Source organism: Microbacterium sp. JZ31, from assembly GCF_016805985.1.
Taxonomy (GTDB): Bacteria; Actinomycetota; Actinomycetes; order Actinomycetales; family Microbacteriaceae; genus Microbacterium.
The window spans coordinates 2,601,358-2,614,094 of sequence record NZ_CP017661.1; the positions used below are offsets into that span (position 1 = coordinate 2,601,358).

At 72.0% G+C, this 12,737-nt stretch carries 11 protein-coding genes, 2 tRNA genes and 2 pseudogenes; 5 read left to right on the plus strand and 10 right to left on the minus strand.

Annotated elements, in window-relative coordinates; translation table 11 throughout:
• Positions 1 to 100: 100 nt before the first annotated feature.
• Positions 101 to 730, minus strand: coding sequence for a DNA-directed RNA polymerase subunit beta (locus BJP60_RS12395; protein WP_203136074.1), 630 nt, complete (start codon positions 728 to 730; stop codon positions 101 to 103).
• Between the two features lie 113 nt (positions 731 to 843).
• Between BJP60_RS12395 and BJP60_RS12400 the strand changes: the two genes are divergently transcribed.
• Positions 844 to 916: transfer RNA gene (locus tag BJP60_RS12400), tRNA-Lys, on the plus strand.
• 2 nt (positions 917 to 918) lie between these two features.
• On the opposite strand, the gene BJP60_RS12405 is transcribed toward BJP60_RS12400, so the two are convergent.
• The gene (locus BJP60_RS12405) at positions 919 to 1,224 is read right to left on the minus strand and encodes a DUF7882 family protein (RefSeq protein WP_203136075.1); all 306 of its coding nucleotides are present in this window, start codon (positions 1,222 to 1,224) and stop codon (positions 919 to 921) included.
• A gap of 89 nt (positions 1,225 to 1,313) precedes the next feature.
• Between BJP60_RS12405 and BJP60_RS12410 the strand changes: the two genes are divergently transcribed.
• From BJP60_RS12410 to BJP60_RS12420, 3 genes and pseudogenes are all read left to right on the plus strand, one after another.
• Positions 1,314 to 2,087, plus strand: a complete 774-nt coding sequence (locus BJP60_RS12410) for an isocitrate lyase/PEP mutase family protein (protein WP_203136076.1) — start codon at positions 1,314 to 1,316, stop codon at positions 2,085 to 2,087.
• Positions 2,088 to 2,182: 95 nt separating this feature from the next.
• Positions 2,183 to 2,610, plus strand: a pseudogene (locus BJP60_RS12415) (YciI family protein).
• A 1-nt stretch (position 2,611) separates the two neighbouring features.
• Complete coding sequence (locus tag BJP60_RS12420; protein ID WP_203136077.1) at positions 2,612 to 3,868, plus strand: RNA polymerase sigma factor; 1,257 nt, start codon at positions 2,612 to 2,614, stop codon at positions 3,866 to 3,868.
• A gap of 64 nt (positions 3,869 to 3,932) precedes the next feature.
• Here BJP60_RS12420 and BJP60_RS12425 read toward each other — a convergent pair whose 3' ends face one another.
• Positions 3,933 to 4,541 (minus strand): isochorismatase family protein, encoded by a 609-nt coding sequence (locus BJP60_RS12425; protein WP_203136078.1) that lies wholly within the window; start codon positions 4,539 to 4,541, stop codon positions 3,933 to 3,935.
• Between the two features lie 55 nt (positions 4,542 to 4,596).
• Between BJP60_RS12425 and BJP60_RS12430 the strand changes: the two are divergent.
• Positions 4,597 to 5,219: pseudogene (locus BJP60_RS12430) on the plus strand (GyrI-like domain-containing protein).
• On the opposite strand, the gene BJP60_RS12435 reads toward BJP60_RS12430, so the two are convergent.
• From BJP60_RS12435 to topA, 7 genes are all read right to left on the minus strand, one after another.
• Complete coding sequence (locus BJP60_RS12435) at positions 5,216 to 5,623, minus strand: hypothetical protein (RefSeq protein WP_203136080.1); 408 nt, start codon at positions 5,621 to 5,623, stop codon at positions 5,216 to 5,218. The pseudogene BJP60_RS12430 and the gene BJP60_RS12435 overlap by 4 nt on opposite strands.
• 72 nt (positions 5,624 to 5,695) lie before the next feature.
• Positions 5,696 to 6,130 carry a rhodanese-like domain-containing protein gene (locus BJP60_RS12440; protein WP_203136082.1) on the minus strand — a complete coding sequence of 145 codons (435 nt, stop codon included), beginning with the start codon at positions 6,128 to 6,130 and terminating at the stop codon, positions 5,696 to 5,698.
• 167 nt (positions 6,131 to 6,297) lie between these two features.
• Positions 6,298 to 6,370: transfer RNA gene (locus BJP60_RS12445), tRNA-Thr, on the minus strand.
• Between the two features lie 86 nt (positions 6,371 to 6,456).
• Complete coding sequence (locus BJP60_RS12450) at positions 6,457 to 8,019, minus strand: alpha/beta hydrolase (protein WP_203136084.1); 1,563 nt, start codon at positions 8,017 to 8,019, stop codon at positions 6,457 to 6,459.
• A gap of 11 nt (positions 8,020 to 8,030) precedes the next feature.
• Positions 8,031 to 9,191, minus strand: a complete 1,161-nt coding sequence (locus tag BJP60_RS12455) for a DNA polymerase III subunit delta' (protein ID WP_203136086.1) — start codon at positions 9,189 to 9,191, stop codon at positions 8,031 to 8,033.
• Positions 9,192 to 9,251: 60 nt separating this feature from the next.
• Entirely contained in the window at positions 9,252 to 9,878 is a 627-nt protein-coding gene (gene tmk, locus BJP60_RS12460; RefSeq protein WP_203136088.1) for a dTMP kinase, read from the minus strand.
• On the minus strand, positions 9,875 to 12,712 hold the full coding sequence (topA, locus tag BJP60_RS12465; protein ID WP_203136090.1) for a type I DNA topoisomerase: 2,838 nt from the start codon (positions 12,710 to 12,712) through the stop codon (positions 9,875 to 9,877). The genes tmk and topA overlap by 4 nt, the downstream gene beginning before the upstream one ends.
• Positions 12,713 to 12,737: the final 25 nt, after the last annotated feature.

Consider the following 12,737-nt stretch of genomic DNA (forward strand, 5'->3'; position numbering starts at 1 on the left):
CGGACGAATGCGCGGCGAAAGATCCGGATCGGTGCAGATCTCCGGATCGGCGCAGATGCGCGGATCCGGATCGGTGCGGATCTCCGGAACCGCGAGATCGTCAGGTGAGCGAGTCGCGGCGCCAGAGCTTGGCGGATGCCGTCAGGTCGGTCGCGAACGTCGACAGGCGCAGGGCACGCGTCGTGAGCTCGCTCGCGCGCTCGGGCTCGGTCGGCTCGTAGTCGTCGGCGAGGTGGGTCGCGCCGGAGGCCTGCACGCGGCAGAACGCCGCGGCGCGGTCGAGCGCCACGGCGAAGTCGCCCTGGAACGCGCCGCGCAGGATGGTGTCGATCAGCGCGACGAGCTCGCCCGGCCCGGCGGGCACCGGCGCGCCCGCCACGACGGCGTCGGACGAGCGCAGCTCCACGCGACCGCGGTCGTACAGCAGCGCCGCCGTCGCGGGGTCGTCGTGGATCGACAGCTGCACGAGGTACAGCCGCCACAGCGATCCGGGCAGGGTTTTGGCGGGCGAGCGCGACCACAGCTCGGCGATGTCGTCGATCCCGTGTCGCGAGGTGAACGCCACGAGGCGGTCGACGGCATCCGGATCCCGTTCCTCGCGGACGCGCGACAGCAGCGCGGCGGCGGTGGAGTGCGCGGCGCGCGACACCTCGGCGGGATCCTCGGCAGCGAACAGCCGGTCGAAGGTCTCCGACGGACGCCGCACGGGCTTGTGGAAGTCGTCGGTCATCGATCCAGGCTAAACCCGCGCTCGCGCCGGGGGCTCGGCGCTCGCTCAGCGCGGACGGACAGGACCGGACGCCGGCGCACCGGCGTCCCGGCCCGGGCCCGTAAAGTAGACGCGGGCCTATAGCTCAGTTGGCAGAGCATCGGACTTTTAATCCGCGGGTCGTGGGTTCGAGCCCCACTGGGCCCACATCAGGTGTCGAGCTCCTCGGCGGACAGCGTGATGCCGCCGAGCGCGTTCGCCGACTCCGACATCGCCGCGAGCCACTTCTGGTTCAGTTCGGGCGCCTCGGGCTCGTCGAACACGAACCGCAGCGGGATCGCCGGGTTCAGCCAGATCGTCGAGCGTCCGCCCGCCTCGCCGGGCGGGTGCTTCCACGACACGGCGAAGCTCTCGCCGCGACGCAGCTTCGCGAGCACGACGACCTTCAGGTGAGACAGCGCGCGATCCTCGATCTCGATCGGGGGCTCGACGCTGTCGTAGATGAGGATTCCCATGACCGGACGGTACGCCCATCTCCCGGGGTTCACGAGGGGTTCTCCCCACGGCCTGCGCGCCCCTGCGCGCGCCCACTAGCGTCGTGCTCATGACCACAACTCCCGAGAAAGCACTCACCCTGAAGGCGCTGCACGAGGCGCCCGAGATCCTCCGCGTCGTGAACGTGTGGGACGCCGTCTCCACCAAGGTCGTGAGCGACCTCCCGGGCACCACGGCCATCGCCACGGCCGGCCACTCGATCGCCGCGAGCCACGGCTTCGCGGACGGCGAGATTCCGCTCGAGACCGCGCTCGCCGCGATCGCGGAGATCGTGCAGGCGACGGAGCTGCCCGTGACGGCGGATCTGGACGACGGCTTCGCGGATCCGGGAGAGACGACCCGCCGGGCGATCGGCGTGGGCGTCGTCGGCGCGAACGTGGAGGACCGGCTCGCACCGCTTCCCGAGGCGGTCGCCCGCGTGGAGGCGATCGTCCGGGCGGCGGAGGCCGAGGGCGTCGCCTTCCAGCTGAACGCCCGGACGGACGCGTTCGTGCTGGGCGGCGACCGGCCGCTCGACGAGATCGTCGACGACGCGATCGCGCGTGGGCGGGCGTTCGTCGAGGCGGGCGCGGCCCTCGCCTTCGTCCCGGGGCCGCTCGACCGGGGGCTGACCGAGCGCCTCGTCGCGGGCATCGGCGAGCGCCGGGTGAGCGTCATCGGCATGCCCGGCGCGCTCACGGCCGCCGAGTACGAGGCCCTCGGCGTGGCGCGGGTCTCCTACGGCCCGCTGCCGCAGCGCGTCGCGCTGCGCGCGCTGCGCGACCTCGCCACCGATCTCTACGGCGACGGCGTGATCCCGCAGGACACCCCCACGCTGAACTGAACCCGAAAGATCTTTCCCGCCCGTGTCGATCCGCGCTCGCGTCGTTCGACGCCTGGGTGAAAGGGTCGAGACGCGGCCCGACGAAGGAGTACGAAATGGCCAAGTACATGCTGATCATGCGCGCGACGGAGCAGGCGGTCGCCGCGTCCTCGGACATCCCGTTCGAGGAGATCATCGCCCAGATGGGCGCCTACAACGAGTCCATGATGAAGGCCGGCGTGATGGTCGGCGGCGACGGCCTCGCCCCGAGGCGGGTGTCGTGGTCGACTTCGACCAGACCCCGCCCGTCGTCACCGACGGCCCCTACGGCGAGACCAAGGAGCTGTTCAACGGCTTCTGGATGATCGAGGTGCCGACGATCGAGGAGGCGGCCGAGTGGGCGAAGCGCGCGCCGCTCGGCCCTGGCAACAAGCTCGAGATCCGCCGTGTCACGGGGCCCGAGGACTTCCCCGCCGACAACGAGTGGATCCGGAAGGAAGACGAGTGGCGCGAGGAGCTCGCGCGCAAGTCCGAGCAGGGCTGAGATGACCGCGACTGCGGCCTCGACCGCCGCCGCCTCCGCCCGGCGCGCGGTCGAGGCCGTCTGGCGCATCGAGGCGGCGCGCATCGTCGCGACGCTCACCCGCGTCACGGGCGATTTCACGCTCGCGGAGGACGTCGCCCAGGAGGCACTGGCCGAGGCGCTCGTCTCGTGGCCCGCCTCGGGCGTGCCCGCGAACCCGGGCGCCTGGCTCGTCGCGGTCGGCAAGCGTCGCGCCATCGACGGCTGGCGTCGCCGGGCCACGCAGGACGACCGCTATGCGCAGATCGCGCGCGAGCTCGGCGAGACGGCGGAGCCCGACTGGGACCCCGACGCCATCGAGGACGACGTCCTGCGGCTGATCTTCGTCGCGTGCCACCCCGTGCTCTCGCGCGAGGGCAGCATCGCGCTCACGCTGCGCGTGGTGGGCGGCCTCAGCTCCGAGCAGATCGCGCGGGCGTTCCTCGTGCCGGTCGCGACCGTGCAGCAGCGCATCGTGCGCGCGAAGAAGACCCTCGCTGCCGCGGCCGTGCCGTTCGAGGTGCCGGCGCCGGACGAGTACCCCGCCCGCCTGTCGGCCGTGCTGAGCGTGCTGTACCTGATCTTCAACGAGGGCTACGCCGCCTCGGGCGGCGAGCAGTGGATGCGCATAGATCTCAGCAGTGAGGCGCTGCGGCTCGCGCGCGTGCTCACGGGGCTGGCTCCGAAGGAGCCGGAGGCGCACGGCCTCGTCGCGCTCATGGCACTGAGCGCCGCGCGCTTCCCGGCTCGGCTCGATGCCTCCGGCGAGCCGATCCTGCTCGCGGACCAGGATCGCACCCGCTGGGATCGCGCGCTGATCGCGTTGGGCCGGGACGCCCTCGCGCGATGCGACGCACTCGGCCGCGGCCGCGGGCCGTACGCGCTGCAGGCGGCGATCGCGGAGTGCCATGACGTCGCGCCCTCCGTCGACGAGACCGACTGGGAGCGGATCGTGGTGCTGTACGAGGCGCTCGGCCGGATCGCGCCCTCGCCCGTCGTGGAGCTCAACCGCGCCGTCGCGGTGTCCATGTCCGAGGGCCCGGCGACCGCGCTGCGGATCGTCGACGACCTCGCCCGGCCGCTCGCCGGCTACGCGCAGCTTCCCGGCGTGCGCGCCGAGCTGCTGATCCGGCTTGGTCGCACCGACGAGGCGCGCGACGAGCTCGAGAAGGCCGCGCGCCTCACGGCGAACGACCGGGAGCGTACGGTCTTCGAGCGAAAGCTGCGCGCGCTCGGCTGACCCGTCCGGGGATTGTCACTCGTCGATCGCGGGGCGCCCCGCTCCAGCAGGGGTGCTCGGCGGGCTATGCGGGCGTGCCCCCCGACCCGCTGGTGGCGAGCTCGGCGCCCGCGTGGGCGAGCTCCGCGAGCGCGGCGTCGCTCGGCTCGCGCGCGACGCCGGCGATGAGGTCGATCAGCACGCGCACGTGCTGGCCGTGCTCGATCGCGTCCAGCGCCGAGGCGCGCACGCAGTGGTCTGTCGCGATGCCGACGACATCCACGGTCTCGATCCCCCGCTCGGCGAGCACCGCGGCCACGGTGGATCCGTCGTCCGTGACGCCCTCGAACATCGAGTAGGCCGGCTTGCCCTGCCCCTTCTTGACGTGGTGCGTCACCGCGGTCGTGTCGAGGCCCGGGTCGTACTCGGCGCCCTCCGTGCCGGCGATGCAGTGCGGCGGCCACGTGTCGACGTAGTCCGGCGCGGCATCGCTGCCCTCGGGCACGATGTGGCCGCCGTTGTCGCTGTCGGCATCGTGCCAGTCGCGCGACGCGACGATCACGGCGTACTCCCCCGCGTGATCCTCGAGGTGTCGCGTGATGCCCGCGGCGACCGCGTCGCCCCCGATGACGCCGAGCGCGCCGCCCTCGGTGAAATCGTTCTGCACATCCACGATCAGCAGTGCCCTGGTCATGCTCTGAGGGTACGCCCGCGGCGATCCGCAGGAGAATGGCCGCGGGAGGTGGCGGATGACCGACAAGGTGGATGTCAAGAAGACGCTCGACGGCTATCGCGCCCGGCGGGGCGAGTTCCGCTTCCTCGACGTGCCCGTGACGCGCTATCTGATGACCGACGGACACGGCGATCCGAACTCCGCCGTGTTCGGCGAGGCCGTCGAGGCGCTCTACCCCGTGGCGTATCGGCTGAAGTTCGCCAGCAAGCGCGAGCTCGGGCGGGACTACGTGGTGCCGCCGCTCGAGGGGCTGTGGTGGGCCGACGACATGGGCGCGTTCACGACCGCACGCGACAAGACGCAGTGGGACTGGACGCTTCTGCTGCTGGTGCCCGAGTGGATCGACGACGCGATGTTCGCGGCCGTCGACGCACCACCGCGCGTGCGCCTGGAGTCGCTGGCCGAGGGGCGCTGCGTGCAGACGCTGCACGTCGGCTCCTTCGACGACGAGGCCCCGTGCTGGCTCGCATGCACGACGAGGTGCTCCCGCGCGAGGGGCTCGTGCCGACCGGGCGCCACCACGAGATCTATCTGAGCGACTTCCGCCGCGTGCCGCCTGAGCGGCGGCGGACGATCCTGCGCCAGCCCGTAGGTCCTGCCGGCCGCACGGCTCCCGCCGACCGGGTGGGCTCCGCCTAGCCGGCGGCCACCATCGCGACGATCTGGACGACGAGAGCCAGCACGCCGACCGCGCCGCACGCCAGCGCGACGCCGCCCAGCAGGCGCGGCACGGGCGAGCGCTCGTGCAGCCGCACGTCGTCACGCGTTCCGACGCGGTGGAACAGCTCGAGCTCGTCGCCGCGGGCGGCCGCGCGCATCTCGTCGGTGAGCGGCGCCTCGTGCACGCCGTCCTCCCCGAACCAGCGCACGACCTGCCGCGCGTGCGTCGTGGGCGCCGGGTCGTCGATCAGCACGGCGCGGATCGGCTCCCACGTGCCGTCGGCGAGCCGCACGATCAGCGCGGCGCCGCCGAACAGCACGGCGGCGCCGATCCCGACCCAGGTCAGGATCTCCGTGATGGCGCCGAGCGCTCCCCCCAGCATCAGACGGGACGGGACGGAGGGGACGCGACGGTCATCCCTCCAGTCTGCCAGGTGCGAAGCGCCCTCCGATGCTCAGGTCAGCGGCGCCGTGAGCGGATCGACCGGGCGGCGCGAGCGCCCGTCGATCGACTCGATCGCGAGCCCCTCGCGCGCCCAGTATTCGAATCCGCCGATCATCTCCTTGACCGGGTAGCCGAGGCGGCTGAGCTCGAGAGCGGCACGGGTTGCTCCGTTGCACGCGGGACCCCAGCAGTACACGATGAGGTTCGGCAGACCGGCGAGCTCGCCGTGACGCGCCGCGAGTTCGGGGCGCGGGATGTGGCGAGCACCGGGCACGTGGCCCTGGTCGAATGACGCCTGGTTGCGCACGTCGATGAGCGTGAGCTGCTCACCGGCCGCCCGCGCGGCGGCGACGTCCGAGGGGTCCGTCTCGTGGCGCAGCCTGCGGGCGAACCAGTCGACGGCGTCCGTGGTGTCGGTGATCAGGGCGGGTGGGGTGGTGGTCATTCCCTCATTGCGCCACAGGACGAGGAGAAATCCACCGGCCGGGGGCGGATGCGGCCGAAATCCTCCGAATGCGTGCAGATCTCCTGCGCCGCGGGCGGTGCCCACGCCTCGCGGGCGGCTCCCGGGACGGCGAAAAGGCCCCGGAGTGGAGTCCGGAGGCCTTGACGAGCCGCTTGTCGGAATCGAACCGACGACCTATTCATTACGAGTGAATCGCTCTGCCGACTGAGCTAAAGCGGCGTGCGCACCGCTCGCGCGGCACGATGAACCATCATACCCGATCCGGAACCGTGCTCCGAACCGGGCAGCGTCCGGGTGCGTCGCGGCTACGGCGTGCAGACCAGACCGTCCTCCGGGACGGTGCCGTCGAGGAAGAAGGCGTCGACGGCGTCGTCGACGCACGCGCTCTGGCCGTTGTAGGCAGTGTGCCCCTCGCCCTCGAACGTGACCATGACTCCGCTCGAGAGCTGATCCGCGAGCGACTGCGCCCATGCGTACGGAGTCGCGGGATCGCCCGTCGTGCCGATCACCACGATCGGCGCGGCTCCCGACGCCGCGATCTGGTTGCGCTCCCCCGTGGGCTCGTAGGGCCAGACCTCGCACACGCCGGGGCCCTCCCAGTACGGCGCGATCGTGGGGGCGTCCTGCTGCAGGCGCGCGGTCGCGGCATCCTGCGTCTCCTGGTCGTCGGCGGGATAGTCCATGCAGTTGTACGCCTGAAACGCCTCGGTGGAGTTGTCCGTGTACTGCCCATCCTCGCGCCCGTTGTAGAAGTCGGCGAGGAGGAAGGCCGTCGTCGGATCGCCCTGCAGCGCAGTCGTCAGCGCCTCCGTGAGGTACGGCCAGTTCTCGGGCGCGTACAGCGCCGCGACGATCGCCGTCGTGAGCGTGTCGGCTCCGAGCTCGCGGCCGTCGGCAGCGGGCAGCGGCGACCGGTCGACGGCAGCCAGCAGCGCGGCCAGATCACCCATCGCCTGGTCGACCGTGCCCGAGAACGGGCACCCGCCGCCCTCCTGGGCGGCGCCGTCGAGGCAGGCCTGCATGTACGTGCGCAGCGCCTTCTCGAAAGCGAGCCCCTGCGCGAGGCCGACCTCGGTGCCCGACACGGCCGGATCGAGCGCGCCGTCCAGCACGAGCCGGCCCGCGCGATCCGGGAACAGCTCGGCGTAGGTCGCGCCGAGGAACGTGCCGTACGAGTAGCCGAGGTACGTCAGCTGCTCGTCGCCCAGCACGGCGCGCAGCAGATCCATGTCGCGCGCGGACTGCTCGGTCGTGATGTGCTCGAGGATCCCGCCGCTGTTCTGCTCGCAGGCCTCGGCGAACTGGCGGTTCGCGTCCGTCAGCTCCTCTTCCCATTCGGCGGTGCCGCGCTCGTGCTCCGGGATCGCGTACAGGAACTGGTCCATCTCGGCTGCGTCGAGGCAGGTCACGGAGGTGGAGCGGCCGACACCGCGCGGGTCGAAACCGACGATGTCGTACTGCTCCTGCAGCTGCTCGCTCACGGCGAAGTCGACGGACTCCGCGATGAAGTCGTATCCGCTCGCCCCCGGCCCGCCCGGGTTCACGAGCAGCGAGCCGGTGGCCTCGCCGCTCGTTGCGGGCTGCCGCACGAGGGCGAGCTCGATCTCGCCCGCGCCGGGGTCGTTCCAGTCGAGCGGCGCGGTGACCGTCGCGGTCTCCATGCCATCGCCGCAGTCCGCCCACTCGATCTGCTGCTCGTAGACCGGCTTCAGGTCGTCCGCGACGTCGGTGGTCGCGCTCGGCGCGGAGACGCACGGCCCGTTCGCCTCGCGGGCGGGGATCTGCGAGTACAGGCATCCGGACAGCGCGAGTGCGCCCGTCAGCAGGATCGCGAGCGCGGCAAGGGGACGACGGAGAGTGCGGATCACGCTGTTCTTCCTCAGGAGGGGGATCTGCCGCTGACGACGGTCACGAGGAGCGATTCGAGCGCGAGCGTGGGCTGCACGTTCTGCTCGAGCGCCTCGCGCGTCGAGGCGATGTGGTCGAGCACGGTGAGGGTGCGGGCGGCGGGCCATTTCGCGGCCAGCTCCCGCATGTCCTCCATGAGCTCCAGGTTGATGATGTCGGCGTCCTCGCGGAACTGGAGCATCACGATGTCGCGGAAGAGCGACTGCAGGTCGGTCAGCACGCGGTCGAGGCCGTCGCGGAGACTGCGCGTGGCGCGCTTGCGCTGCTCGTCCTCGAGAGCGGTCAGCTGACTGCGGACGGCGGGAGGGATCCGCGCGCCGTCCGCGATCCCGACCGTGCGGAGCAGGGAGCTGCGCTCGGCCTCGTCGCGTTCGGCGGTGAGCGCCTTGGCGTCGTCGGTGGCGGCCTGCACGATCTGCCCCGCGACCTCGACGACATCCGCGATGCCGCGCACGCGCAGCACGGCCCGGAGCGTCTCGTCGCGCCGGATCCGCGATGCCTCGTCGGTCGCGAGGCGCTGCGCCATCCCGATGTGCCGCTGGGCGTGACGGGCGGCCTGCTCGGCGACCGCGGCGTCGACGCCCGTGCGGGCCGTGATCAGCGCCGCGACCTGGTCGACGTCGGGCTCACGCAGCCGCAGCACGCGCACGCGCGAGCGGATGGTCGGCAGCAGGTCGGCGTCGCTCGGGGCGCACAGGATCCACACGGTGCGCTCGGGAGGCTCCTCGAGCGCCTTCAGCAGCACGTTCGACGTGCGCTCGGTCATCCGGTCGGCGTCCTCGACCACCACGACGCGGTACCGCCCGATCGAGGGCGAGAAGTACGACCGCTCGACCAGCTCGCGCGCCTGCTTGATCGTGATGATGACGCCCTCGGTGCGCAGCGCCGTGATGTCGGGATGCGTGCCCGCGATCACCTGCCGCATCGTGTGCTCGTCCTCCGGACCCTCGGCGATCAGGGCGGCGGCGAACGCGTGCGCGAGCGGGGCGCGGCCGGAGCCGGGCGGGCCGGTGATCAGCCAGGCGTGCGCGAGCGCGGCCGGATCGGCGGCTGCGGCGCGCAGCGTCTCGACGGCGGCGTCCTGCCCCCACACCTCGCCCCACGGCAGGGCGGAGGCGGGCGCGATCGTCATGCGTTCCACCCTAACCGCGGCGTGCGACACGCTCGGTCGCCGTCGCGGCCGCGCGAGGCCTCAGAGCAGCGGCTCGATCCGCGCGCGAACGGCAGCGGCGAGCTCCTCGACCGAGCGCGACGCGTCGAGCACGAGGAAGCGCTCGGGCTCGGTCTCGGCCAGGGCGAGGAACGCCGCGCGCACGCGGGCATGGAAGTCGGCCTTCTCGGCCTCGAGGCGGTCGAACGGCTTGTCGACGGCGTCGAGGCGGACGCGCGCGACCGCAGGATCCAGGTCGAGCAGCACCGTCACGTCCGGCAGCGCGCCGCCCGTCGCCCACAGCGACAGGTCACGCACCTCCGTCGCGTCGAGCACGCGGCCGGCTCCCTGGTAGGCGACGGACGAGTCGAGGTAGCGATCCTGGATCACGACCTCGCCGCGCGCGAGCGCGGGCTCCACGAGCGTCGCGACGTGGTGCGCGCGGTCGGCGGCGTAGAGCAGCGCCTCGGCGCGCGGGGCGATGTCGCCGCGGTGATGGAGCACGATGTCGCGGATCAGCACGCCGACCTCGGTGCCGCCCGGCTCTCGGGTCCGCACGACCGTGCGGCCCGTGGCCTCGATCCACTCCTGCAGCAGCCGGGACTGGGTCGTCTTTCCCGAGCCGTCGCCGCCCTCGAACGTGATCCAGAGGCCGCGATCGGCGCTCACTGCTCTTCCGCGGCCTTCTTCGCGCGGTTCGCGGCGCGCGTCGCGGCGGCCTTCTTCGCCGCCTCCGACCGCGACGCGGACGTCGCGGGCTTCTTGGCGGTCGCGGGCTTCTTGGCGGTCGTCGTCTTCTTCGCCGGGGCCTTGGCGGGCGCTGCCTTGGCGCCGCCGCGGCCGCGCTTGGGGGCCGGCCCCTTGGCCCGCTTGTCGGCGAGCATCTCGACCGCGCGCTCGAACGTGATCTCGTCGGGCGTCGTGCCCCGCGGGATCGTGACGTTCGTCTCGCCGTCGGTGACGTACGGGCCGAAGCGGCCGTCGCGCACGCGGATCGGCTTGCCGCTGACCGGGTCCGCCTCGAGCTCCTTGAGCGCGCTCGATGCGCGGCGCGCGCCGTACTTCGGCTGCGCGTACAGCTCGAGCGCCTGCTCGAGGGTCACGTCGAAGATCTGGCTCTCGCTCTCGAGCGAGCGCGAGTCGGCGCCCTTCTTGAGGTACGGCCCGAAGCGGCCGTTCTGGGCCGTGATCTCCTCGCCCGTGGCCGGGTCGGTGCCCACGACGCGCGGCAGCGACAGCAGCTTGAGCGCGGCGTCCAGGTCGATCGACTCGGGCGACATCGACTTGAACAGCGACGCGGTGCGCGGCTTGGGCGCCGCGGCCTTCTTGGCGGTGCGCTTCTTGGGCGCCTCCTCGGCGACCTCCCCCGTCGCGGCGTCCACGGCGTCGGGGTCGACCGGATCCTGCTCCTGGACGTAGGGGCCGAAGCGGCCGTCCTTCACCACGACGAGCTTGCCGTTCTCGGGGTTCTCGCCCAGCACGCGGTCGCCCGCGACGGGCGCCTCGATGAGCTCCTGCACCTTCTCGGCCGTGAGCTCGTCGGGCGCGAGGTCCTCGGGGACGTTGACGATGCGCGACTTGCCGTCGGGGTCGGACGGGTCGGCCACGTCGATGTAGGGACCGTACTTGCCGAAGCGCAGGGTCGCGGTGTCGGTGAGGGGCGTGGCGTTGAGCGCACGCGCGTCGATCTCGCCGAGGTTGTCGACGATGTTCCGGAGCCCGGGGTGCTCGCCCGAGCCGAAGTAGAACGAGCGCAGCCATTCGACGCGCTTCTGCTCGCCGCGTGCGATCGCGTCGAGGTCGTCCTCGAGCGCGGCCGTGAAGTCGTAGTCGACGAGGTCCGCGAAGTGCTGCTCGAGCAGCCGCACCACGCTGAACGCGAGCCACGACGGCACGAGCGCCTGGCCGCGCTTGGAGGCGTAGCCGCGGTCCAGGATCACGCCGATGATGCTCGCGAACGTCGAGGGACGTCCGATGCCCTTCTCCTCGAGCGCCTTGACCAGGCTCGCCTCCGTGAAACGGGGCGGCGGGGTCGTCGAGTGGCCCTTCGCCTCGGCATCGGACAGCGCCACCCTGTCGCCCGTCGCGACCTGCGGCAGCGACTGGTTCTCGGCCTCGTCGGCGTCGCGGCGGCGCTCGTCCTTGCCCTCCTCGTAGGCGTCGAGGAAGCCCTTGAAGGTGTAGACCGTGCCGGATGCCGTGAACTCGGCGGTCTTGCCGTCGGCCTGCGCCTCGAGCGTGACGGTCGTGGTCTCGAACTCCGCATCGGCCATCTGGCTCGCGACCGTGCGCTTCCAGATCAGGTCGTACATCCGCAGCTCATCGCGTCCGAGCTCGCCCGAGACCTGCTTGGGCGTGCGGAACTGCTCGCCCGAGGGCCGGATCGCCTCGTGCGCCTCCTGCGCGTTCTTGCTCTTGGACGCGTACACGCGCGGCTTGAGCGGCACGGCCCTCTCGCCGTACAGCGCGACCGCCTGCTCGCGCGCGGCCTTCACGGCCTGCGCGCTCAGGTTCGTCGAGTCGGTGCGCATGTAGGTGATGTAGCCGCGCTCGTAGAGGCTCTGGGCGACCGACATCGTGTTCTTGGCGGACAGGCCGAGCTTGCGGCCCGCCTCCTGCTGCAGCGTCGACGTCGTGAAGGGCGCGTACGGGCGCCGCTTGCCGGGCTTGGCCTCGACCTTCGTGACCGTGGCCTCGCCCGCCGCGTCGAACGCGGCGGCGAGCGCGCGGGCGGCCTGCTCGTCGAGCACGACCACGGCGCGCTTGAGCTGGCCCCGGTCGTCGAAGTCGCGACCCGACGCGAGGGCGGCGCCGTCGAGGCGGACGAGCCGGACGGAGAAGCCCTCGTCCTCACGCGCCGCGCGGGCCTGAAGGCCCCAGTAGTCGGCGGAGACGAACGCCATGCGCTCGCGCTCGCGCTCCACGATCAGGCGCGTGGCCGCCGACTGCACGCGACCGGCGCTCAGCGCCTGGCCGCCGGCACCGCTGCCGACCTTGCGCCACAGCACGGGCGAGACGTCCCACCCGTACAGGCGGTCGAGGATGCGCCGGGTCTCCTGCGCGTCCACGAGCGCGAGGTCGAGGTCGCGCGTGCGGTCGACCGCGGCGCGGATGGCGTCCTTGGTGATCTCGTGGAACACCATGCGCTTGACCGGCACCTTGGGCTTGAGCGTCTCGAGCAGGTGCCAGGCGATGGCCTCGCCCTCGCGGTCCTCATCCGTGGCGAGCAGGACCTCGGAGGCGCTCTTCACCGCCCGCTTCAGCTCGGAGACCGTCTTGGTCTTGCGGTCGCTGACGACGTAATAGGGGTCGAACCCGTTGTCGATGTCGATCGAGTACTTGCCGTACGCGGCGCGATCCTTCTCGGGGATGTCGCGCTTGTCGGCGAGGTCGCGGATGTGACCCACCGAGCTGAGCACCTCGTAATCGTCGCCGAGGTAGCCCTGGATCGACCTCATCTTCGTCGGGGACTCGACGATGACGAGCTTCTTGCCTGATGACAACGGGTGTCCTTTCGTCGTTGCACAC